Source organism: Mesorhizobium sp. LSHC412B00, assembly GCF_000503035.1.
Taxonomy (GTDB): Bacteria; Pseudomonadota; Alphaproteobacteria; order Rhizobiales; family Rhizobiaceae; genus Mesorhizobium.
The window spans coordinates 373113-395397 of the sequence record NZ_AYWB01000003.1 but is presented as its reverse complement, the minus strand read 5'-3'; the positions used below and the strand labels follow the sequence as shown (position 1 = coordinate 395397).

Annotated in this window: 28 protein-coding genes; 16 read left to right on the top strand and 12 right to left on the bottom strand. The window is 62.5% G+C overall.

The window, feature by feature from the left end:
- Positions 1-28: 28 nt before the first annotated feature.
- The 4 genes from X757_RS156285 (at position 29) to X757_RS156300 (ending at position 2227) form a co-directional block, all read left to right on the top strand.
- A complete protein-coding gene (locus X757_RS156285) occupies positions 29-1126 on the top strand; it encodes an NADH:flavin oxidoreductase/NADH oxidase (RefSeq protein WP_023725743.1) in 1098 nt (365 codons plus the stop codon).
- Between the two features lie 124 nt (positions 1127-1250).
- A complete protein-coding gene (locus X757_RS156290; RefSeq protein WP_023701166.1) occupies positions 1251-1565 on the top strand; it encodes an SH3 domain-containing protein in 315 nt (104 codons plus the stop codon).
- Between the two features lie 84 nt (positions 1566-1649).
- A complete protein-coding gene (locus X757_RS156295) occupies positions 1650-1928 on the top strand; it encodes a DUF982 domain-containing protein (RefSeq protein WP_032891817.1) in 279 nt (92 codons plus the stop codon).
- Positions 1929-1987: 59 nt separating this feature from the next.
- Positions 1988-2227, top strand: a complete 240-nt coding sequence (locus tag X757_RS156300) for a DUF2188 domain-containing protein (protein ID WP_023667535.1) — start codon at positions 1988-1990, stop codon at positions 2225-2227.
- Positions 2228-2346: 119 nt separating this feature from the next.
- Here X757_RS156300 and X757_RS156305 read toward each other — a convergent pair whose 3' ends face one another.
- Together X757_RS156305 and X757_RS20950 are read right to left on the bottom strand one after the other, a co-directional pair.
- Complete coding sequence (locus X757_RS156305) at positions 2347-2619, bottom strand: hypothetical protein (RefSeq protein WP_023688343.1); 273 nt, start codon at positions 2617-2619, stop codon at positions 2347-2349.
- A 65-nt stretch (positions 2620-2684) separates the two neighbouring features.
- A complete protein-coding gene (locus X757_RS20950) occupies positions 2685-3686 on the bottom strand; it encodes an alpha/beta fold hydrolase (protein ID WP_050586824.1) in 1002 nt (333 codons plus the stop codon).
- A gap of 175 nt (positions 3687-3861) precedes the next feature.
- Between X757_RS20950 and X757_RS156310 the strand changes: the two genes are divergently transcribed.
- From X757_RS156310 to X757_RS156340, 7 genes are all read left to right on the top strand, one after another.
- Entirely contained in the window at positions 3862-4602 is a 741-nt protein-coding gene (locus tag X757_RS156310; protein ID WP_023681539.1) for a competence/damage-inducible protein A, read from the top strand.
- A 98-nt stretch (positions 4603-4700) separates the two neighbouring features.
- Complete coding sequence (locus X757_RS156315) at positions 4701-5534, top strand: universal stress protein (RefSeq protein WP_023681540.1); 834 nt, start codon at positions 4701-4703, stop codon at positions 5532-5534.
- A gap of 86 nt (positions 5535-5620) precedes the next feature.
- Positions 5621-6121, top strand: a complete 501-nt coding sequence (gpt, locus tag X757_RS156320; RefSeq protein ID WP_023667540.1) for a xanthine phosphoribosyltransferase — start codon at positions 5621-5623, stop codon at positions 6119-6121.
- Between the two features lie 206 nt (positions 6122-6327).
- On the top strand, positions 6328-6825 hold the full coding sequence (locus tag X757_RS156325; RefSeq protein WP_023667541.1) for an NUDIX hydrolase: 498 nt from the start codon (positions 6328-6330) through the stop codon (positions 6823-6825).
- A gap of 185 nt (positions 6826-7010) precedes the next feature.
- On the top strand, positions 7011-7331 hold the full coding sequence (locus X757_RS156330) for a helix-turn-helix transcriptional regulator (RefSeq protein ID WP_023681541.1): 321 nt from the start codon (positions 7011-7013) through the stop codon (positions 7329-7331).
- Positions 7328-7792, top strand: a complete 465-nt coding sequence (locus X757_RS156335) for an SRPBCC family protein (protein ID WP_023688339.1) — start codon at positions 7328-7330, stop codon at positions 7790-7792. Before X757_RS156330 ends, X757_RS156335 begins: the two co-directional genes overlap by 4 nt.
- Positions 7793-7812: 20 nt before the next feature.
- Positions 7813-8226: a GFA family protein gene (locus X757_RS156340; RefSeq protein ID WP_023725741.1), complete on the top strand. Its 414-nt coding sequence runs from the start codon at positions 7813-7815 to the stop codon at positions 8224-8226.
- A 43-nt stretch (positions 8227-8269) separates the two neighbouring features.
- On the opposite strand, the gene X757_RS156345 is transcribed toward X757_RS156340, so the two are convergent.
- The 6 genes from X757_RS156345 to X757_RS156370 all read right to left on the bottom strand — a co-directional run bounded on the left by X757_RS156345 (position 8270) and on the right by X757_RS156370 (position 15335).
- Positions 8270-10087 carry an ABC transporter ATP-binding protein gene (locus X757_RS156345; RefSeq protein WP_023725740.1) on the bottom strand — a complete coding sequence of 606 codons (1818 nt, stop codon included), beginning with the start codon at positions 10085-10087 and terminating at the stop codon, positions 8270-8272.
- 389 nt (positions 10088-10476) lie between these two features.
- On the bottom strand, positions 10477-10887 hold the full coding sequence (locus X757_RS156350; RefSeq protein WP_023681545.1) for a GNAT family N-acetyltransferase: 411 nt from the start codon (positions 10885-10887) through the stop codon (positions 10477-10479).
- A gap of 70 nt (positions 10888-10957) precedes the next feature.
- A complete protein-coding gene (locus X757_RS156355) occupies positions 10958-11908 on the bottom strand; it encodes a hypothetical protein (RefSeq protein ID WP_081731269.1) in 951 nt (316 codons plus the stop codon).
- Positions 11909-11921: 13 nt separating this feature from the next.
- Complete coding sequence (locus X757_RS156360) at positions 11922-12806, bottom strand: SPFH domain-containing protein (RefSeq protein ID WP_023695413.1); 885 nt, start codon at positions 12804-12806, stop codon at positions 11922-11924.
- Positions 12807-12840: 34 nt separating this feature from the next.
- Positions 12841-14556, bottom strand: coding sequence for an NAD+ synthase (locus tag X757_RS156365; RefSeq protein ID WP_023725738.1), 1716 nt, complete (start codon positions 14554-14556; stop codon positions 12841-12843).
- Positions 14557-14618: 62 nt separating this feature from the next.
- A complete protein-coding gene (locus tag X757_RS156370; protein ID WP_023695415.1) occupies positions 14619-15335 on the bottom strand; it encodes a DNA-3-methyladenine glycosylase I in 717 nt (238 codons plus the stop codon).
- Positions 15336-15426: 91 nt separating this feature from the next.
- Between X757_RS156370 and X757_RS156375 the strand changes: the two genes are divergently transcribed.
- Both X757_RS156375 and X757_RS156380 read left to right on the top strand, forming a co-directional pair.
- Positions 15427-15990, top strand: a complete 564-nt coding sequence (locus X757_RS156375; protein ID WP_023688332.1) for a DUF1003 domain-containing protein — start codon at positions 15427-15429, stop codon at positions 15988-15990.
- Positions 15987-16595: a DedA family protein gene (locus tag X757_RS156380; protein WP_023725737.1), complete on the top strand. Its 609-nt coding sequence runs from the start codon at positions 15987-15989 to the stop codon at positions 16593-16595. The genes X757_RS156375 and X757_RS156380 overlap by 4 nt, the downstream gene beginning before the upstream one ends.
- Positions 16596-16598: 3 nt before the next feature.
- Here the strand turns inward: X757_RS156380 and X757_RS156385 are convergent, their stop codons facing one another.
- From X757_RS156385 to X757_RS156395, 3 genes are all read right to left on the bottom strand, one after another.
- Positions 16599-17186 carry a hemerythrin domain-containing protein gene (locus X757_RS156385; protein WP_023667553.1) on the bottom strand — a complete coding sequence of 196 codons (588 nt, stop codon included), beginning with the start codon at positions 17184-17186 and terminating at the stop codon, positions 16599-16601.
- A 43-nt stretch (positions 17187-17229) separates the two neighbouring features.
- Positions 17230-17589, bottom strand: coding sequence for a diacylglycerol kinase (locus X757_RS156390; RefSeq protein WP_023667554.1), 360 nt, complete (start codon positions 17587-17589; stop codon positions 17230-17232).
- 75 nt (positions 17590-17664) lie between these two features.
- A complete protein-coding gene (locus X757_RS156395) occupies positions 17665-18084 on the bottom strand; it encodes a GFA family protein (protein WP_023725736.1) in 420 nt (139 codons plus the stop codon).
- 338 nt (positions 18085-18422) lie between these two features.
- Between X757_RS156395 and X757_RS156400 the strand changes: the two genes are divergently transcribed.
- The 3 genes from X757_RS156400 to X757_RS156410 all read left to right on the top strand — a co-directional run bounded on the left by X757_RS156400 (position 18423) and on the right by X757_RS156410 (position 20727).
- Positions 18423-19493, top strand: coding sequence for a diguanylate cyclase (locus X757_RS156400; RefSeq protein WP_023681555.1), 1071 nt, complete (start codon positions 18423-18425; stop codon positions 19491-19493).
- 105 nt (positions 19494-19598) lie between these two features.
- Positions 19599-19997, top strand: coding sequence for an MbcA/ParS/Xre antitoxin family protein (locus X757_RS156405; protein ID WP_023701176.1), 399 nt, complete (start codon positions 19599-19601; stop codon positions 19995-19997).
- Entirely contained in the window at positions 19957-20727 is a 771-nt protein-coding gene (locus X757_RS156410; RefSeq protein ID WP_023725735.1) for an RES family NAD+ phosphorylase, read from the top strand. The genes X757_RS156405 and X757_RS156410 overlap by 41 nt, the downstream gene beginning before the upstream one ends.
- 62 nt (positions 20728-20789) lie before the next feature.
- Here X757_RS156410 and X757_RS156415 read toward each other — a convergent pair whose 3' ends face one another.
- Positions 20790-22163, bottom strand: coding sequence for a class II 3-deoxy-7-phosphoheptulonate synthase (locus tag X757_RS156415; RefSeq protein WP_023725734.1), 1374 nt, complete (start codon positions 22161-22163; stop codon positions 20790-20792).
- Positions 22164-22285: the final 122 nt, after the last annotated feature.

Genomic DNA, 22285 nt, shown 5'->3' with positions numbered 1-22285 from the left:
GCTGCAGTCCCTCTCCGGAGTTTTTTTGATGACCGCAGCGCTTTTCCAGCCGATCGCCCTCGATGGCCTGACCTTTCCGAATCGTATCGCGGTGGCGCCGATGTGCCAGTATTCCGCCGAAGATGGCTCGGCCAGCGACTGGCATCTCTATCACTGGATGAACTTGGCGATGTCGGGCGCCGGCATGGTCACCGTCGAGATGACCGACGTCGAACGGCGCGGCCGCATCACCCATGGCTGCCTCGGCCTCTATTCCGACGACAACGAGGCGGCCGCCCGGCGCACGCTGGATGCAGCGAGGCGCGTCGCCGCGCCGGAAACGAAATTCGGCATTCAGCTTGCCCATGCCGGCCGCAAGGCCTCCAACCGAAAGCCCTGGGAAGGCGGCGGCCCATTGCAGCCGGGCGAGGATCCCTGGCAGACCGTCTCGGCCTCGGCCATCGCCTATGACACCGGCTGGAATGTGCCGCATGCGCTGGAGGAGGATGAAATCCTGCAGCTTGTCGAGCGCTTCACTCAAGCCGCGAGGCGGGCCGAGCGCGCCGGCTTCGACTTCCTCGAGTTGCACGCCGCGCACGGCTATCTGATCTTTCAGTTCCTGTCGCCGCTTTCCAACCAGCGCACCGACCGCTGGGGCGGCTCGCTGCAAAACCGCATGCGTTTCCTCATCGAGATCGCCAAATCGGTGAGGAAGGCAGTTCCAAACCTGATGCTTGGCGCCCGCCTGTCGGTGAAGGACTGGGTCGATGGCGGCTTCGAGGTCGAAGAGGCGATCGAGGTGGCCAAAGCCTTGAAGGCGCTTGATGTTGCCTATATCTGCTGTTCGAGCGGCGGCAATTCGCCGTTGCAGAAGCTGCCGACCGGCGCCGGCTATCAGGTGCATCTGGCCGAAGCGGTGCGCAAGGGCGCCGGCATCCCGACACGGGCTGTCGGCCTGATCGACGATCCCTCGCAGGCAGAGGCGATCGTCGCCGACGGCCGCGCCGACATAGTCGCGCTGGCCCGCGCCTTCCTCGCCGATCCGCGCTGGGGCTGGCGCGCCGCCGCCACCTTCAGCGAGAAAATCCATCCCGCGCCACAGCTCGCCCGCTCGGTGACGACGATGCAGCATTGGACGAAGGGCTGAACAGGCAGCGCCGACGGATGCGCCAAACGCATCTGCTGGACAGATTGCCGCAGCTTCGCGTTAATCCGCCCGCTATAGTCCCTGGGGGCAGGCCGCCTTGGCGGCCGGATTGGGAGCAAAGTCCATGGCATCAAGGGCAATCTATCCGGCGGCAGCCGCTCTGGTGGTCGCACTGTCGTTCGCCGCGTCGTCTCCGGTCGGCGCGCAATATTGCGAAGGCACGGTGCACGGCCTGTCCAGGCACTACGATCTGGATACCGGCAGCGGGTTTCTCGCCGTGCGCGTACGGCCGAACTCGTCGTCGCGCATGATCGGGCAATTGTTCAACGGCGACCACACGGAGATTTTCGACCGCCGCGGCAACTGGTACCAGGTCGAAATCGGCGGACGGACCGGCTGGGCCAACGCCCACTGGCTGCGCAACGACTGCGGTTACTGAGACCAACGATTGCGGTTGGTGAGACGTTTGGGCGCAGGCTGACGGCCACTTTTGCAACCATATTGGCTGCTTTGCGTTGCGGCCATCATGGATAACAAACCTTTTGAAACCCCGGTCGTGGTCGAACTCGGCCATGTCGGCAAATATCGCCAGATCCGCAGCACCCAGGAAGCGGCGGAGTGTCTGATGACGGTGTGGCCGCTCAATCGCGGCCCGCGCCATCGTGATGCTCTCGACACTTGCCTCAAAGTGCTGGAAGGTTATCGTTCGACGGCCGATGCACGCAGGGCTTTGATCGAAGCGGCCAAGGAATCGGAAGTGCTGGTTCCCGAAGACCGGCTGCCAGACGCCAAGTTGCATTGAAGCCCAAATTGCAATGAAAAACGGGCCGCATTGAGCGGACGGACGAACCGGAGGATTCCATGGCGAAGCTGACTTACAAGATCGTCGAGCATGACGGGGGCTGGGCCTACAAGGTCGGTTCGACATTCTCGGAGACATTCCCGACCCACCAGGATGCGCTGCGCGCCGCCGAGATCGCCTCGGCCGAACAGCAGATCGCCGGCGCCACGGACGGCATCCAGTATGAGGATGCCGAAGGCAAGTGGCACGACGAACTGGCCGACGGCCGCGACCGGCCGCAGACCGAAGTTTCCGACTGATCCTTGCCCCTCAGCTTTCGCTGCCGGCCATGGATGCTCGCCTAAGCAATTCCCTTGGGAATTGCGTGTCAAAACAAACAGGCGGGACATCCTGCCGGTCAGTCGAAGCCGCGGCTTGATCACTTGCCGCAATATTGATCGTTCACGTTGGGCCTCACATTTCCATAGGGTCCTGACGGGTCGGAGGCGCACGGCCCCGTAGCGCCGCCATAGCCTTGGCTGCCGTCGGCATTGATGCTGCCGGTGGTGCTCTGGTCGACGGTCGATGACTGCTCGTTCCCGAACGGCCACCAGCTGTGATGGTTGGAATACGTGCTGTCCGATGACTGCGCCATCGCCGATGTGGCAAGACCGATCGTCAGCACGGATGCTGCAAAAACTTTCCTGTACATTGAATTACTCCGTATCCGCCGCCTTGGGTGCGACACGGGGTAAAACCGGATATCAGCCGAATGGTTCAGTGAAATTGTTGTGAGGCTGTGGTGAGGTCTTGGCCGGCGAATGTCCGCTCGGCAATGCGCTTGATGAAGGCGATGACGCGGTCCGGCTCGACGAATTGCGGCATGTGGCCGAGGCCTTCGACCGTCTCGAAATCGAGCCCTTCGATCCTGTCCTTCATCGGCTCCCCATGTATGCGCATGGCGATGACGCGATCGGCTGTCCCGAAGAAAATGCCGGCCGGCATGGCGATCTCTTCATAGCGCTCTTCGATGCGGCCAAGATCCTGTTCGACCGCTACGAAATCGGTGGAGGTTGCATGGAAATGGCTTGGCCTCAGCCCGAGCCATCCGCCGCCATCGATCATGTAGTCGGCGGGAACGGCCTGCGGCGCGAAGATGAACTCCAGTGTCTGCCGCGCATATCTGAGGCTTGTCGGTATCGCGACGGTGTAGGCCATGATCCAGCGCCAAAGCCGCGAACGGATATAGAGCAGGCCCGCTTTCTCGCGGGCGCCGGCTTCCAGATGCGTCAGCGGCGCCAGCAAAGCGATGCCGGAAATCGCGCCGGGATGCTCCAAGGCCAGGGTCAGCGCGACGGCGCCCCCCAGCGAGTGCCCGACCACGAGCGGCCTTTCCAGCCCGAGTGTTTCGATGAAGCGCCTGATGATCTCGACCTGTTCAGGCAGACGGCCGGTGGCTCCTCGCGCGCGAACAGAATAGCCCGATCCCGGCCGGTCGAGTGCAATGAGGCGGTAGCCAGGGCCAAAGCGCTCAAACAGCGTGTGGCGAAACTGGTGGAGTTGCGCGCCAAGTCCGTGCACGAACAGGATCGGCCGTCCCTCGCCCGTTTCGACATAATGGATGCGGCTGCCGTCGATCTCGACGAAGTTTCCGCTGGCCGGCACCAGCCTTTCGGCCTTGGCGGCAATCCAGAGCGTAGCGGCCACCAGACAGGCCACGATGACGAGAGCCAGCACGGACAGGCCGGCGACAAGCCAAAGCAGAATCGATACCAGCATGTTTTCACCCGGGAAGCGGACCGGCGCGCACCATCACCCACTGACGAACGCTCGGCAAGGCAGATGGCGGCTTGTGTCGGCATTGCCGCCAGTTCGATGGCGCGCTATCTCAGGCGACCTTCTTTCTGCCTCAGGCGACCTTGTCTGCCAACGGGCCTGTTTGCCGGAGCCTTCCATGCCTGAAATCGTCACTGCCGCCATGCTTGTCATCGGCGACGAGATTCTGTCCGGCCGCACCAAGGATAAAAATATCGGCCACCTCGCCGACATCATGACGGCCATCGGCATCGACCTGAAGGAAGTGCGCATCGTTCCCGACGAGGAGGACGAGATTGTCGCTGCGGTGAATGCCGTACGCGCCCGCTACACCTATGTCTTTACCACCGGTGGCATCGGCCCGACGCATGACGACATCACCGCCGATTCCGTTTCCAAGGCTTTTGGGGTGCCGTGCGAATACGACGCCAAGGCCTATGCCATGCTGGGCGAGAGCTATGCCGCGCGCGGCATCGAATACACCGAGGCCCGCAAGCGCATGGCGCGCATGCCGCGCGGCGCCGACCATATCGACAATCCGGTCTCCGTCGCGCCCGGCTTTCGCATCGGCAACGTCCATGTCATGGCCGGCGTGCCGGCGATTTTCCAGGCCATGCTCGACAATGTCGTGCCGACGCTGAAGGCCGGCACCAAGATGCTGTCGGCCACCGTCCATTGCCCGTTCGGCGAAGGCCTGATCGGCGGTCCCCTGGGCGACATCCAGAAGGCGCATCCCGACACCATCATCGGCTCCTATCCGAAATATGGCGACGGCAAATTCTGGACGGAGCTGGTGGTCCGCGCCCGCAGCCAGGAGGCGCTGGATTCGGCACGCAAGGACGTCGAGGCGATGGTGGCCGGCTTCACCGCCGCCAATTGACCCTGGGTTCGCGGACCATCGCCGGGCCGGAACCAAGCACCGCACTCCCACGTTTTCCCTCGGGCGCAGCACGCGCTGGCAGATTTGAGGGATTTCGCATGCGCTTCAAGACCATCGTCGCCATATTGCAGAACGAACAGGACGCCGAACGCGTGCTCGACTGCGCCATCCCGCTTGCCGACCGGTTCGAGAGCCATCTCATCGGCATCCATGCCGAAGCGCTGCCCGTTCCCTACACCTCGGCAACCGGCTTCCCCGACACTGAGTTCCTGCAGGTCTCCGCCGACATGAACCGCGAGCGCGCCGAGAAATTGCAGGCGCTTTTCGTTGGGCGGATCGAGAATTCCGGCCTTTCCTTCGAATGGCGCAGCCTCGAGAGCTTTTCCGGCGACAGCGCGCTGACGGGTATTTCCAGCGTGCGCGCCGCCGATCTGATTATTGCCGCGCAGCGCGAGACCGGGGGCGACACGAGCGCCGATGTCGACACGCTGGTTTACGATGCCGGCCGGCCAGTGCTGGTGGTGCCGCATGAGGGGCCGTTGGTCACCACATTCAAACATGTGCTGCTGGCCTGGAACGGCAGCAAGGAGGCGGCGCGTGCCGCCTTCGACGCGCTGCCCTTCATCATCGAGGCCGAAAAGACCGACATTCTGGTCATCGATCCGCCGGATACGCTGGATGACAACCCGGAAGCCGCCGGCGCCGAGATCGCCGCGGCACTCTCCAGGCATGGCGCAACGGTCAGCGTGTCGGTGCAGAAATCGGGTAATGCTTCGGTCGATGACGTCATCCAGACCCGGATCGCCGAGACCGGAGCCGACCTTCTGGTGCTCGGCGCCTACAGCCATTCCTGGCTGCGTCAGCTTTTGTTCGGCGGCGTCACGCGCACCGTGTTGCGCAGCGTGCCGGTTGCGGCCTTTTTGTCGCGGTAACTCCACAGCTGGCCCCGCCCTTGCCAATGCCCTGACTTTCCAGTTAATTCCGCGCGCATTCCACAATGTTGCGCGCGGAGTGCAGAATGTCCCTTCCCGAAAAAGCCTTTCCGGTCTCCTGGGACCAGTTCCACCGCGATGCCCGGGCGCTCGCCTGGCGGCTTGCCGGCGCCAACAAGGGTCAGTGGAAGGCCATCGTCTGCATCACCCGTGGGGGCCTGGTTCCCGCTGCCATCATCTCACGCGAACTCGGCATACGCGTCATCGAGACGGTCTGCGTCGCCTCCTATCACGACTACACCAGCCAGGGGCAATTGCAGGTGCTGAAGGAGATCACGCCGGCGCTGCTCGCCGATGATGGCGCGGGCGTGTTGATCATCGACGACCTCACAGACACCGGCAAGACGGCAGGCATCGTGCGCGCCATGATGCCCAAGGCGCATTTCGCCACCGTCTACGCCAAGCCGAAAGGCCGGCCGCTGGTCGACACCTTCATCACCGAAGTCAGCCAGGACACCTGGATCTACTTTCCCTGGGACATGGGTTTCACCTACCAGAAGCCGATCGCCGACGATCACGCCGGCTGATTCGCGCCAGCCCCATTTCTGCCCAGACGGCCAAACCCGCCCCGTCTGCTATGAAAACAGACACTGGAAGGCACATTATTCTGTCGAATCGACGCCTGTTGGCGGATTGGACGGTTGGTGTGATGTTTTTTACTTTTAAGACTTACACTTGTCGGTAAGATTCATACGGCGGCTAACGATTCTGAGGGCTGGGGTAGCTTTCACTGATGCTGACGACACCGGCGACACACGACCATCTGGCTGAAAGGGTCCGCAAGCTCTTCGGCACTTCGCCTTGTCGCCTGCAGGTTGCCGCTTTGCCATGGCGCAATAACGAAGACGGCGTCGAGATCATGCTGATCACCAGCCGAGACACCGGGCGTTGGGTGCTGCCGAAGGGCTGGCCCGAGGCCAGGGAGCCGCTCTGCGAGGCAGCGGCGCGCGAGGCGGGCGAGGAAGCCGGATTGCGTGGCAAGATTTCGCTTTTCGAGGCCGGTCGTTACTTCTACGCCAAGGCCCTCGCGTCCGGCGAGGAAGTCCCTTGCGAAGTGCTGGTGTTTCCGCTGCAGGTCGAGCACGTTGCCGACCGCTGGAAGGAAAAGCGCGCGCGCACCCGCAAATGGGTCAATGGGGCCGAGGCCGTACGCATGGTCAACGAGCCGGACCTCTGCCAGATCATCGCCCATTTCTGCGCCGATCCCGACAAGTTCGTCGTTAGAGCCTAGCTCACAGCCACCGCTGCATAGTCCTGCGCGCCCGCACCGGTTCTTGCCCCGATTCCGGGCTCGGTGCTTCGCTCCGCGCGCCAGCAATCCGACACTATAAATCCCTCCCCTTCAGGCCAAGCTTAGCCACAGCTTGACATGCAGGCATTTACCTGCATATTGTGTCTTCAAGATGAGTGAGACCGATGGACGCCGACAAGGTTTTCAAAGCGCTGGGCGACCCGACCCGCAGAATGCTGCTCGATCTTCTGTGTGAGAAGAACGGCCAGACGCTCGGCGAGCTTTGCGAAAATCTCGACATGGCGAGGCAATCCGCCACGCAGCACATCGATCTGCTGGAAGCGGCCAATCTGATCAGCACGGTCAAGCGTGGCCGCGAGAAGCTGCATTTCATCAACCCCGTGCCGCTGCACGAAGTCTACGAGCGGTGGGTGCGAAAATTCGAACGGCAGCGGCTGAGCCTGCTGCACGACCTGAAACAAGAACTCGAAGGAGACGACCAATGACCCGGGAAACCACCAGTTTTGTCTACGTGACCTACATCAGATCGACGCCACAAAAGGTGTTCGAAGCCATCACCAGGCCCGATATCGCCAAGCGCTACTGGGGCCACGAAAACGTCTCCGACTGGAAGCCCGGCTCGAAATGGGAACACATCCGCGCCAATGACGAACGGACCGTCGAACTCGTTGGCAAGGTCGTCGAAATCTCGCCGCCAACCCGGCTGGTCATGAGCTGGGCCAACGCCTCGCAGGCCGACGATCCGACCAAGCACAGCCAGGTGACGTTCGCCATCGAGGAATACGACACCATGGTCAAGCTGACCGTCAGCCATGACGAGCTCGAAGCCGGCAGCGGCATGGCCAAGGGCATCAGCCAGGGTTGGCCGGCCGTGCTGTCCAGCATGAAATCCTTCCTCGAAACCGGCACGGGCATCGACCTGTTCGCCAAGCCGAAATCGGCCTGAAGCAACCGCGGAGAACGATGATGACCAAGCACTTTACCGGCGGCTGCGCCTGCGGCGCGATCCGCTATGAGGCCAGCGGCGAGCCGATCTTTCAGAACCACTGCCAATGCCTCGATTGCCAAAAGCGCAGCGGTACTGGCCATTGTTCCTATGTGACCTTCGGCCGGCGCGCTGACGTAAAGATCACCGGCGAGCCGAGCACGTGGCGGATGATCGCCGACAGCGGCAATGAAAAAGCCCAGGCCTTTTGCCCGACCTGCGGCACGCCGGTCTACGTAACGTTCGTCGCCATGCCGGAGGTGACGGCTATCCAGGCCACGAGCCTCGATGATCCCGGCCAGTTCGACCCGCAGGCGGTCACCTACACCGTGCGCGGCCACGCCTGGGACACGATCGACCCAGCGCTTCAGCCATTCGAGCGAATGCCTGGATGAACCAGGCAGAGCCCTATCCCTCGGATAGGGCTCTGCGTTCAGCTCAGATCACCAGGCCCTTGGTCAGTTCCAGCGCCTGCCGCTCGAACAGGCGGCGGTAGATGCCGCCCTTCAGCCGGATCAGCTCGTCATGCGAGCCTTCCTCGACGATCTTGCCACGGTCGAACACGAGCAGCCTGTCCAGCGCTCGCACCGTCGACAGACGGTGCGCGATGACCAGCGTCGTGCGGCCAACCATCAGCCGCTCCATCGCCTGCTGGATCAGTACTTCCGATTCCGAATCGAGGCTCGATGTCGCCTCGTCCAGGATCAGGATGCGCGCATCCGCCAGGAAGGCGCGTGCGATCGCCACCCGCTGGCGCTCGCCGCCCGACAGTTTCACGCCGCGTTCACCGACCAGCGTGCCGTAGCCCTTCGGCAGGCTGGTGATGAAGTCGTGCGCGCTGGCGAGCTTGGCGGCATGCTCGATCTCGGCCTGCGTGGCGTCCGGACGGGCATAGGCGATGTTTTCCGCCAGCGAGCGGTGGAACAGGATGGGCTCCTGCTGGACGATGGCAATCTGCGCGCGCAGCGACGCCTGTGCAACCTGGGAGATGTCTTGGCCATCGACCAGGATCCTGCCGCCGCTGACATTATAGAGACGCTGGATCAGCTTCACGAAGGTCGTCTTGCCCGAGCCGGAATGGCCGACCAGTCCGACCCGCTCGCCCGCCGCTATCTCCACCGAAAAATCGCGGTAGAGCGGCAGGCGATGGCTGCCATAGTGGAAGCCATAGTGGAAGGTGACGTTATCGAAGGCGATGTGGCCATGCGTGATCCGGATCGGCTTGGCGCCGGGCCGGTCCTCGATGCCGAGCGGTTGCGACTGGAAATCGACCAGTTCCTCCATGTCGTTGACCGAACGCTGCAAATTGCGGATATGCGTGCCGATGTCCCTGAGGTAGCCCTGCAGCACGAAGAACGAGGTCAGCACGAAGGCGACATCGCCCGCACTTGCCTGGCCCCAGGCCCACAGCATCAGCGACAGGCCGATTACTGCCGTCCGCAGCACCAGCAACATGGCGCCTTGCGTCGTGCCGTTGATGGTGCCGCGCACCCAGGTGCGGCTGGTCCGCGCGCGCCATTTGGCGACGACCTTGGCAAGACGCGTCTCCTCGCGCGTCTCGGCACCGAAACCCTTGACCACGGCATTGCAGCTCACCGCATCGGCAAGCGAGCCGCCAAGCCGCGTATCCCAGCTGTTGGCGAGCCGTGCCGCGGGCGCGACATAGCCGAGCGACAGCAGCGCCGTCACCGTGATGAACAGCAGCGAGCCGACTGCCACGACCAGCCCCATCAGTGGCCAGAACCAGCCGAGCAGCAACGTCGAGCCGACCAGCATGGCGACCGACGGCAACAACGCAATCAGGATGGTGTCATTGAGCAGGTCGAGAGCCCACATGCCGCGCGTGACCTTGCGCACCGTCGATCCGGCAAAGCTATTGGCGTGCCAGTCGGTTGAGAAGCGTTGCACGCGATGGAACGCGTCGGCGGCGATGTCGGCCATCATCTTCAGCGTCAGCTCGACAATGCCCATGAAAGCCAGGTTGCGCAGCACCACGCCGGTCATCGCCAAAGCGATGAGCGCGAAGAACGCCGCCATTGCCGCATTCCACGCGACATCGTCAGCCAACGCACTGCTGGCGACGGCGTCGACCAGCCGGCCGGAATAGAGCGGCGTCAACACGTCCGCTATGGTCGACAGCAGGAAGCTGCCCATGATCAGCGAAAGCCGCCACGGCTGGCGCCGCCAGTGGCTGAGCGTGAAGCCAAGAACGCTGCGAAAGGCGCTTGCACGCAGATCGATTCGAAAACGAGCCATGATGTCATCCGGGCGCAAATCTGCCCGGTCCCGGTAAGGTCTGAAAATTGAAAACCGCGCTGGGCAATTCGCCCGGGGCTGCGGAGGTTCGGCATGGGTGGCGGCGCGCCCCGGGTTGTCGGGTGGCGACCGGCATCGGCAGAAGCCTGTACTCGACCCGGCATCGGTGCGAAGGGCAAACCTTCGCCGGACGCCAGGTGAGACCTAGGCTTCGCGGCCTCGCATTACCATGTGAAATACTGCCATTCAGACCTCCCGCAAGACACTTGCGGAGCGGTCCTTATAGAGACGCCATGAAGGATCGCCAAGGCCGGGCACGTGGCAAAGCGTAACTGGTCCAACCAGTGAGGTTATTTTGCAACAACAGCGGGTCAACCCCTCGCTATGCCTCATTCCGGGTTGCGATCGAGGCGCATGTAGCGGCCGTCGGTCGATGCCTTGAAGCCCAGCTTCTCATAAAGGCCATGCGCGTCACTGGTCGACAGGCTCCAGTGCGAGACCGTGTTGAGTTCAGGGTGGTTGATGAGCGCCCGCACCAGTTGCGTGCCAATGCCTTGGCCGCGATGCTGCGGCCAGATGATGATGTCGGCGAGATAGGCAAACACCGTACGGTCGGTGATGGCCCGGCCAAAACCGACTTGGTTCCTATCGATATAGGCCGCGGTGCAGAACGAGTTGCCAAAGGCGCGGCGATGAAAGTCATCGCTGCGGCCGGCGCCCCAATAACTCGCCATCAACAGATCGGAGGTCGCCCGGAAATCGATCCGTGACATGTCGAAGCTGATTTCACAGTCGGGCATGGTGCCTCGCAAAGAATGGAGGGCGGCCGAATTCAGTCCGGCCGGTGATTTGGCTGCCCACGTGGCGCGCTTATGGCACCACGAGATAGGCCTTCTGGTCGGCGATCGCGATGGTCACGTGGGTGCCGGAATTGAACTCGACGAAATCGAGCTCCATCCCGTCGCTGAAGATGACGCCGCCCCTGCTCTGCCGCGAAGAAACCACCAGCGGCCGGTCGCGGGTGATGACGCCATGCACAAGCGACACGCCGGTCGTGTTGCTCGGAAACGGTTCGCGCACCGAAAAGAACAGCTGTTCGGCTTCGCGGTCATAGCCTTGCGGCGGCACGGTCGGCACGGAGTTGTCACCATAGGCCGCGGCCAGTCCCGCGGCGCCCGCCATCACCGAGCGCAGCCAGCCGGTAGAGCCGGCGCCCGTGGAGATGATAATGCCGCTCGACGACTGGCGCTCGGTCCTGCCGCCATAGGTCAATTCGTAGCGCGCCGAGACATGCGTCGAGGCGCCAACGAACAGATCGTTGAAGGCGATCAGCCGGCGTCCGTCATTGGAGCGCGCTTCGGCCATCACCACCGCCTGGCGCTTCGCCTTGCCGGCGATCGTCAGGCCGAGGACCTTTTCGGTATCGTCGGCATTCCACGGCAGCAACACGCCGTCGAAAAGCGCCGGGTCCGGGTTGATGCCGATCAGCGGCTGGTACGGGAGGTACTTCGCGGTGTTGGACACCAGCCCGTCCTGACCGAGCGCGATCACCGCGTCGGAGCCGAATTCGAACTGCGGTACCAGTTCGCGGTCGAGCCGCAACTGTTTGAGGCCTTGGGGAAGCGAACCCATCACCCGGTCGAGCGCCTGGTGATAGACGTCATGCGCCGCCTTGACCGGGTCGAAATCCATGCCGGCCTGCCGGAGATAAAAGCGCGCCTGTCCCTGCGTGTTGAAGCGCGTCGTCAGCTCCTCCAGCTCGGTCTTGCGGGTGACGACGATCACCCGGTCGATCGGCCTGCCGCTCTGGTCGCTTGCCACCCGTGCTTGCCTTTCAGGACCCGGCTTTCGGCGTGGAAAGCTGGCTGAGCGCGCTGGTGAGCATGTCAGGCGTGATCGACAGATTGCCGACCGAACCGCCCTTTTCCGCCCAGGCCTTGAAGGCCATCGCCGTCAGCACGTGGGCGGGCGCCGACGAATAGACGGTCAGTTCCAGCTGCTGCGCCTTGGCTTCCGCCTCGGCAAGCGTCAGCTTGTTGCGCGCTTCGGTGTCGACCAGCAGCTTGTTGCGTTCGGCAAGCTCGATTTCGGTCGCCAGTTCGCTCTGCTTGATCTCGCGCTCCTTCTCCACGCCCCAGGCACGGCGCCCATAGATCGCGGCATCGGCCTGGCGCTGCAGCGCCTCGCGATATTCGGTCTGGAGCGCCTTGCGGATCTCCGGCGTCGGCTGGACCGAGGTGATGTGGACCTCCTCGATCGACAGGCCGGCGGTTGCCGCAATCGGATCGTTGCGCAGGAGTTCGGCGAGATTGCCGCCGAGCTTGGTCACCTCGGCCAGCGCCTGCTCCAGCGTCATGCTCGAAACCACCGCGCGGGCGCGGCTCTGTATCGCCAGCACCAGGCGCTCGGCGATCTTCTCCCGGCCGTCGCCGACGACGTCGGCACGGCTGAGCTTGGCGCTGAAATCAAAACCTTCGGCTGCCTTGAGTGGATCGATGATGCGGTAGCTGACCGACCCCTGGATTGCCAGATCCTGGAAATTCGCCGTCGTCTCGGTGAAGATGAAGGGGTTATCGAGCGACGTCACCGGCACCATCGCTATCGTGGTGCCGAACGTGCCGTACCAGAAGGAGATGCCGCGCCCCTGCTCCCTGATCTTGCCGTTCTTGAAGCGCAGGATGTGATACTCAGGCGTTCCCTTGAAATAGCTGATAAACATGCGCCCCCCAAGGTTCATCAATTTAATCAGATGTTTAGCCGCGATCCCTGAAACGGTTGGTGATGGGATAGCGGCGGTCGCGTCCAAAATTCTTACGGGTGATCTTCACACCCGGCGCCGCTTGCCGGCGTTTGTACTCGGCAATGTAGAGCAAATGTTCGACGCGCGTCACCGTCGCCCGATCGTGGCCGCGCGCGACGATGTCGTCGACGCCCATTTCGTTCTCGACCAGGCATTCCAGAATGTCGTCCAGCACCGGATAGGGCGGCAGCGAATCCTGGTCGGTCTGGTTCTCGCGCAATTCCGCCGACGGCGCCTTGTCGATGATATTCCTGGGGATCACCTCGCCTGAGGGACCGAGCGCGCCCGGCGGCACATGGCTGTTGCGCCAGCGCGACAGCGCATAGACCTGCATCTTGTAGAGGTCTTTTATCGGGTTGAAGCCGCCATTCATGTCGCCATAAAGCGTGGCGTAGCCCACCGACATCTCGCTCTTGTTGCCCGTGGTGACGACCATCGAGCCGAACTTGTTGGAAATCGCCATCAGGATCGTGCCGCGCGCGCGGCTCTGCAAATTTTCCTCGGTAATGCCTTCCTTGGTGCCCTCGAAAAGCTGCGTCAGCGTATGCAGAAAACCCTCGACCGGTTCGAAGATCGGCACGATGTCATAGCGGCAGCCAAGCGCACGGGCGCAATCCTCGGCATCCTTCAGCGAATCCTCCGAGGTATAGCGGTAGGGCATCATCACCGCCCGCAGCCGCTCCTCGCCAAGTGCGTCGACGGCAAGGGCCGCGCAGATCGCCGAATCGATGCCGCCGGAGAGACCCAGCACCACGTTCTTGAAGCCGTTCTTGTTGACGTAGTCGCGCAGGCCGAGCATGCAGGCGCGGTAGTCCGCCTCCTCGCGCTCGGGGATTTTCGACATCGGCCCTTCCGAGCAGACCCAGCCGTCGAACTCTTCTGCGTTTTGCGCGCCTGCGGCGACGCGGTTGCGCTTCCAGGTGGTGACGTCGACAGTTTCCTCGAACTGGCTCATCTGGAAGGCAAGCGTCTTGTCGGCGCCTATGGCAAAAGAGGCGCCGTCGAAGATCAGCTCATCCTGGCCGCCGATCTGATTGGCATAGATCATCGGCAAACCGGTCTCGATGACCTGGCGGATAACGACCTGATGGCGCACGTCCATCTTGGCGCGGTAGTAGGGCGAGCCGTTCGGCACCAGCAGGATTTCCGCGCCGCTTTCGGCCAGGGTTTCACAGATGCCGACGTCGCCCCAGATGTCCTCGCAGATCGGAATTCCGATGCGCACACCGCGGAAATTGACGGGTCCCTGAGCCTCGGGGCCGGCCTGAAAGACGCGCTTCTCGTCGAACTCGCCATAGTTTGGCAAATCGAGCTTGTAGCGCTCGGCGAGGATCTTGCCGCCATCGGCGATGATGATCGAATTGTGGGTGCCGCTCTTGCGCTTCAGCGGCGTGCCGATGATGACGCCCGGCCCGCCATCGGCGGTATCTCCGGCGAAGTCTTGCGCGGCCTTCTCGCAAACCTTGAGGAAGGCCGGCTTCAGCACCAGGTCCTCCGGCGGGTAACCGGCAAGGAAAAGCTCGGTGTAGAGCACGATGTCGGCGCCCTGGCGGGCGGCATCGGCCCTCGCCTCGCGCGCCTTGGCAAGGTTGCCGGCGACATCGCCGACCGTCGGGTTGAGCTGGGCAACGGCGATGCGCAGAATATCGGGTGCGGTCTTCTGGGTCATGCCTGCGGTTTAGCGCGGCAAATTTGCCCGGGCAATGGCGTTCGTTTGGACCAATTCGGTGATCAGTCATCGCCCATATATTCCCGCAGCGATTGCGGCGAATGGTTCTCTCCGATCGACATCGCCAGAATGCGCGAGATGTGCCGGCGCGGCAGGCCGGTTTCCTGCGCCCATTTGTTGATCTGCGCCTGAATCCTGTCGAGATCCCTCTTCGACGTCGGACTTTCGGCGATGTCGAGGCCGGCGTCACGCAAAGCCGCGACCATATCGGCCGAGATGACGAAGGCGTCCCATTGCAGCCAACGCAGGAAATACTGGCCGGTGTTGCCGCCAAGCCGGCTGCCATGCTTGCCGAGATACGCCATCAGCCCGACCTGGTCGTCGTCAGGCCACTCCGCGAGGAATTTGCCGAAACCGCCATGTTCCTTCGACACACGCTCAACGAAGGCGGCGTTGTCGCGGACGGATTTGATCTTCTGCGGGTTGCGCACAATGCGTTGATCAGCCGTCAGGTCATGCCAGAAGTCATCAGGTTGAAACAACAGCCGTTTCGGCTCGAAATGGAGAAAGGCTTCCTCGAAGCCCGGCCATTTCTGTTCGATGACGCGCCAGACGAAGCCGGCGGCAAACACCCGCTCGGCCATCGTCGACAGGATGCGATCGTCCGTAATGTCGGCAACAGCAGCATTGTCAGGCGCCGGCCCGAGCAGCGAGGTCAGCACGGCGTCGCCGCCTTTGCGTTTTGCAGCACGGGCGCGAATCTTCGCGAAATCGGGCATCCTGCATCCTCGCGCCGCGCTTTTGACGAAACGCCATCTTCCTATATGCAAACGAGGCTGCCAAGCCGATGCTTTTCCTATGGAGACATCCATGCACAAGACCGTGCCAGAACTGGCCAACCGCTGGCTGAGGCGAACGCCGGAGGGCCTCAGCGAGCTCGAGCGGCGGGTGTTGCAGAGCACTGTCGACCGCAAGCCCATCTCGCAGGATATCAACGACAGCCTCACCGGCCTTCAGGGCGCCGGCGACCGGATCGCCGATGCCATTGCCCGCATCGGCGGCTCGTGGACGTTCATCCTGTCCTTCATTGCTTTCCTGGTGCTGTGGATCGGCGCCAATTGGTGGCTGCTCGGGCGAGACTCATTCGACCCCTACCCCTTCATCTTCCTCAATCTCGTGCTGTCGATGATCGCCGCCCTGCAGGCGCCGGTGATCATGATGTCGCAGAACCGCCAGGCCGCACGCGACCGCATCGACGCCGCGCATGACTATGAGGTCAACCTCAAGGCCGAGATCGAGATCATGGCTCTGCATGAAAAGCTGGACGAACTGCGCCACAGCCAGATCATCGGCGTGCGCGAGGACATCGCGCGCCTGGCCGAACAGGTGAACCGCATAGACGAAAAAGTGTCGGGCCGGCAAACCTCTCAATGACCGGGATCGTCCATCACCTCATCGAGCAATATGGGTTGATCGCGGTTTTCCTGGGCTGTGTCGCCGAAGGCGAAAGTGCGGCCATCCTCGGCGGCTTCTTCGCCCATCAGCATGTCTTCATCCTCTGGAAGGCTTTCCTCACGGCCGCCATTGGCGCCTTCGTCGGCGACACGTTTTTCTTCATTCTCGGCCGCAGCTTTGCCGACCATCCCAGGGTGCTGAAACTGAAGGCGAGGCCCGGCTTCAACCACGCCTACCGTCTCGTCTCGTCCCATCCCAACATATTCGTCCTATCCAACCGCTACATCTATGGCCTGCGCCTGGTCGGCGGCATCGCGGCCGGTTTCGCCAGCATTTCGGTAGCGCGCTTCGTTATCCTCAACGCGGTGTCGTCGCTGGTCTGGGCGGCTTTGTTCTGCGGCATCGGCTACGTCTCCGGCCTCGGCGCCGAGCAGATGATAGGCAAGGCACTGCTCCATCACGAACGGCTGCTGATCGCGCTTGCCATAGGTCTGGGTGTCGCCATCCTTGCCTGGCTCATCGCCCGCACCGTCGCCGGCAAGGAGCGCGCCAAGGACGCCCGCGACAGCGAAACCATATCGTAAGGTTCAGTCGTCGTCCTCGACCAGAGCCCGGTCGCCGCGATCGAGGATCAGCGGGATGATGAGATCTTCCTCGTCGGCCAGATGCCGCTTCAGCATGGCGATCAGCCGGCTGTTCTCGTCCGCATAGGCGTCGGCGGCGAAGCGTTGCCTGTCCTCGCTCTCCTCGAGCGTGCGGATGAAGGCGTTCGCCGTCTCGGCGTTGCGCTCCAGCCCCTCATGAATGGTGTGATGGTCGGCATCGAGGATTTCGAAGCCGCGCTTCAGGCGCGGCTCCGCCTTGGCGAAAGCCGGGAAATATTGGTAGTCCTCGACATTGTGGTGGCCGTCGAGATTGCCGAGAAAGTGGTTCAGCCGCGGCGCGAACCAGCGCGCGAAATCCGGCGCCGTCAGCCTGCCTTCGCGATAGTCGCCAATGCCGTTGGTGAGCATGCCGCCCAGCTCTCGGAACATGTCGTGCCGCTGCAGCCACATGTTTGCCATGCCGTGGATGTTGGCGTGGCCCTGCCATGTCTCGCGCGGATATTTTTCCGCCAGCCAGCGCAGGTCTTCCGGCAGGCCGGCTCTTTCAAGCAGCAGAAAATTGGCTTCCACGACGTCAGTCTCCTTTGGTGACTAACATATGGGAGCGTTCAGATCAGATCGGTAGTCCCGTGATGCGCTCGATGAGGGCGATTCCCCAGACGCCGGCGACGATAACAACCGAAATCAGCACCGCCAGCGAGCCGCAGTCCTTGGCGAGCTGGATGTCGACGTTGAACTCGCGACTGAAGGCATCGCAGGCTGCCTCGATGCCGGTGTTCAGCACTTCGACCATGATGAGCAGCAGCACCGCGCCGATCAACAGCGCGTAGCCGCGCCACGAGACCGAGACGAACCAGCCGAGCGGCAGCGCCAGCACCAGCAGCATCAGTTCCTGCTGAAATGCCCTTTCGCTGGCGGCGAGCTTGCGAAAGGCTCGCACAGAATTGAAGTAAGCACCGATCAGCCGCTGCATGCCGCATCCCCTTCGAATCACCGGCAGGGGATATCGCAATGGCTGGATCAAGGGAATAAGGCAGCCGCCGCAAAATCACTCCTCCGCAACCTTGATCGTCGGCGTCGACTTCTCGAACTGCGGCAGTCCATCGTCGATCGTATAGTAATCGCCCTTGTCGCCGACAAAGATGTGGCATTGGCCTTCGAGCCCGGTCGGGTTGTCGAACGATCCGGCCAGAACTGAGACATACGCATTCTGACCCGGCTTCCAGAACAGCACCGAGCCGCAGATCTTGCAAAAGCCGCGCTTGGCAAAGGAAGACGATTCGTACCAGCTGATGTTGTCGGCGCCGGTTATCGTGATGTCGCCGTCGGCGACGTTGGTCGCGGCGTAAAAATGCCCGCTCTGCTTGCGGCACTGCGAACAGTGGCAATAAATGACGCCGCGCAACGGCCCTCGCGTCTGGAAACGCACGGCTCCACACAGGCAAGATCCGCTGTGGTTGTTGCTCATCCCTACCTCCACCAGCCATCGTCCACGGCTTCGCCGCTGGCCGAGAGGATTTCAGTTTTGCCGCAGCCGGGCACCGGCAAATGCGACATGGGGTGGGCGTGTTCGGACCTGACCTCAGGATCTTTGCAAACCATTTCTGCAGCCTGCGGTAGAACGGACGCGTTACCTGGCGGCACATTAAGGAAACTTTAGCGCCGGCGCATCTATGGTCGTTGCCAAGCGAATGTCGCGATTGGGGACGTGTCTTTCGCAGGATGATCCGAAATACGGCTGGCACTCTCCGGTCGGCGGCATCTCGCACGGTCTGCGATGGTTCCCAGAGGCAGAGTGAACAGAACATGCAGCCGGCAGCCGTCCAGACCGACCGAAACAGCGACATTGCAACAGCCGTTGTGGCGACCATGCGTCAGCTCGGCGTGCTTGGCCTGCCGCGCAATTACGAAATCTTCTACGAAGCACTGAAAGGCACCAATCGCGAACTCGGCCTGGCCGTCGTCGCGCTGGGCAACCAGCCGACGCAGGACGATCTCGACCGCATCGGCCGCGCTTTCTTTGCCCAGCATCACGGTCCCGGCATTGTCGAGCAGGCGCGCGACGTGCTGGCCAGGGAACTCGAGGACATCGCCTTGCTGCTGCGCAGCGAACGTAGCCATATCGAGAAATACGGCAAGATCCTCGATGAGACATCGAGTGGCCTCGCCAACCGCAGCCTGCTTTCGCAGGATCTGCTGCAGAAGGTCGCCAGCGCCATGGCGGCGGCCACCAACTCGACCCTCGACCACGGCAAGCAGGTTGCAACCACGCTGAGCGACAAGACGGCGGAACTGGAGAGCGTCAAGTCGAAGCTTGAGGAGTACAAGCGGCTCGCCGACACCGACCCCTTGACGCATATCTGGAACCGCCGCGCCTTCGACAAGCAAATCACGGCGATTTACACCTCCAACAAGGGGATCCTGTTCAACGCCCTGATCCTTGCCGACATCGACCATTTCAAGGGTGTCAACGATCGCTACGGCCACCCGGTCGGCGACAAGATCATCCAGATCGTCGCTGAAATCTTCCAGACCAGCATCCGTGAAGACATGTTCGTTGCCCGCACCGGCGGCGAGGAATTCGCGCTGATCGTCGAGGGCGCCAGCGAGGATACCACTTACGAGATCGCCGAACGCATCCGCGTGCTGATCGAACAGACGCCGTTCACCAGCAGCCAGACCGGCGCCAATTACGGCACGGTGACCGTTTCCATGGGCATCTGCATGGCTTCCGAAGCGGAAAGCCCGGAGGATCTTTACACCAAGGCGGACCGGGCGCTCTACCGCTCCAAGGTTGGCGGGCGCAACCGCGTCACCCGGCACTCGACAATGGCCGGCCGCACCGGCAAGAACTGGCTGCTCTACAAGAAAGACTGACGCTTCGGCGTGCAGCCAATTCCCGGGCACAGGCAAATTTATCGGATCCCGCCTCTTTCCATATGAATTTCCGTGGACTATATTTTCCATGGAAAGAGAGAGGCCATGTCTGTTACACCACCCAATGCTGCCGCCCCTGATCTGACCGCGAAGGCGGCCGAAAACGCGGTTCTGACCAAGGCCACGCTGCGCGCCGCCGAACTCTTGGATATAACCGCCAGGGTGCTTGCGTCGATCATCGGCGTCTCGGAAGCCACGGTTTCACGCATGCGCAGGCAGGAATTCCTGCTGGAGCGCGGCACCAAGCCGTTCGAACTCGCGGTGCTGTTCGTGCGGCTGTTCCGTTCGCTCGATGCCATTGTCGGCGGTGACGAGACGATAGCCCGGGCATGGCTGAAGAACGCCAACACGGCTTTCGATGGCAGCCCGCTTGAAAAGATCCTCACTATTACCGGGCTTGTCGATGTCATTGCCTATCTGGACTCCCGACGCGCTCTCGTCTGAAGCCGTCCGGCTCGACGGCAAATACTGGCGCATGGTCGAGGCGCAGCACCGCGTCTCGACGCTGAAGATCGTCGACACGCTGGACGAACAGGCGCTGCTCGAGGATCTGATCGAGGAGACCAAGCCGCAAATCCCCATGGAATGCCGGCATCTCCACTATCTCCTGGCGACGCCCTTCCGCTACGGCTCGATCTATCCCTACGGCTCGCGCTTCCGCCGCGCTGGCCGCACCCTGGGTGTCTACTATGCCGCGGAGACGATCATGACGGCGGTCGCCGAAATGGCCTTCTACCGCTTGTTGTTCTTCGCCGATTCGCCCGACACGCCATGGCCGCACGACGCCGCCGAATACACCGCCTTCGCCGCCGCGATCCGTACCGACAAGGCCATCGACCTGACGCGGCCGCCGCTCGACCGCGACCGGGCCCATTGGACGCATCCGACCGACTATGCCGCCAGCCAGGCGATTGCCGATGTCGCGCGTGAGGCTGGGCTGGAGGCGATCCGTTACCGTTCGGCGCGCGACCCGAAGGGCGTCAATGTGGCGCTGCTGACATGCCGCGGCTTTACCAAGGCCAAGCCGCTGGAGCCGCATACCTGGCGCATCCGGCTCGGCGCGTTCGGCGTCCAGGCCATCTCAGAATTTCCGGAGAAGCGGATCGAGTTTTCCAGAACCGCCTTTGCCAACGATCCCCGGCTCAACGGATTGCGCTGGGAACGCGGGCGTTGATCTAAACGAAAAAGCGCCGGATTTCTCCGGCGCTTATCATTTCAGTTTCTGAAAACAGGCTCTCAGCCGTTCACGGCCTGCTTGTGCTGGATCGGATGGGTCTTCTTCAAGAGGTCGGACACCAGGAACGCCAGCTCGATCGCCTGGTCGGCGTTGAGGCGCGGGTCGCAATGGGTGTGGTAGCGATCCTGCAGTTCCTCTGCGGTGATGGCGCGGGCGCCGCCGGTGCATTCGGTAACATTCTTGCCGGTCATTTCGACATGGATGCCGCCGGGATGCGTGCCTTCGGCGCGATGCACCTCGAAGAAGGTCTGGACTTCCTTGAGGATGCGGTCGAACGGGCGCGTCTTGTAGCCGGCAGCCTCGATCGTATTGCCGTGCATCGGGTCGGACGACCACACGACGCTGCGACCTTCCTTCTGCACCGCGCGCACCAGCTTCGGCAGATGGTCGGCGACCTTGTCGGAGCCGAAGCGGGCGATCAGCGTCAGCCGGCCCGGCTCGTTCTCCGGATTGAGCAGGTCGATGAGCTCCAGCAGGCCGTCAGTCGTCAGCGACGGGCCGCATTTGAGGCCGAGCGGGTTCTTGATGCCGCGGCAATATTCGACATGCGCATGGTCGGGCTGTCGGGTGCGGTCGCCGATCCAGATCATGTGGCCCGACGTTGCGTACCAGTCGCCGGAGGTCGAATCGACGCGGGTCAGCGCCTCTTCATAGCCGAGCAGCAGCGCCTCGTGACTGGTGTAAAAGTCGGTCTCGCGCAGCGCGTAGTTGGTCTCCGAGGTGATGCCGACGGCCTTCATGAAGTCCATCGTCTCGGTGATGCGGTTGGCGAGCATGCCATACTTCTCGCCTTGCGGGCTGTCGGAGACGAAGCCCAGCATCCAGCGATGCACATTCTCCAGGCTGGCGTAGCCGCCTTGGGCGAAGGCACGCAGCAGGTTAAGGGTCGCCGCCGACTGGCGGTAGGCCATTTCCTGGCGGGCCGGGTCGGGAATACGCGACTTGGGGTCGAACTCGATGCCGTTGATGATGTCGCCACGGTAGCTTGGCAGCGTCACCTCGCCCTTGGTCTCATTGTCAGACGAGCGCGGCTTGGCGAACTGGCCGGCGACACGGCCGACCTTCACCACCGGCTGCGCGCCGGCAAAGGTCAGCACCACCGACATCTGCAGGAAGACGCGGAAGAAGTCGCGGATGTTGTCGGCGCCATGTTCGGCGAAACTCTCGGCGCAATCACCGCCCTGCAGAAGGAATGCGTCGCCGGCAGCGACAGCCGCAAGCTGCTTCTTCAGCTTGCGCGCCTCACCGGCAAAAACCAGCGGCGGAAAGGTGGCGAGCTGGGCTTCCGTGCTCTTCAGCGCGGCAAGGTCCGGATAGGCAGGAACCTGCTTGATCGGCTTCGCTCTCCAAGAATTCGGCGACCATTTCGTCATCGCTGCACCCAAACGCCTTTTCCAGCAGGCTTTTGCCCGCCATTCCCGCCCCACATGGGGATCGCGGCTCCATACACGAAGCCGATTTCCTATTCTAGACCGGAATTCAAGCGCTGGCGAAT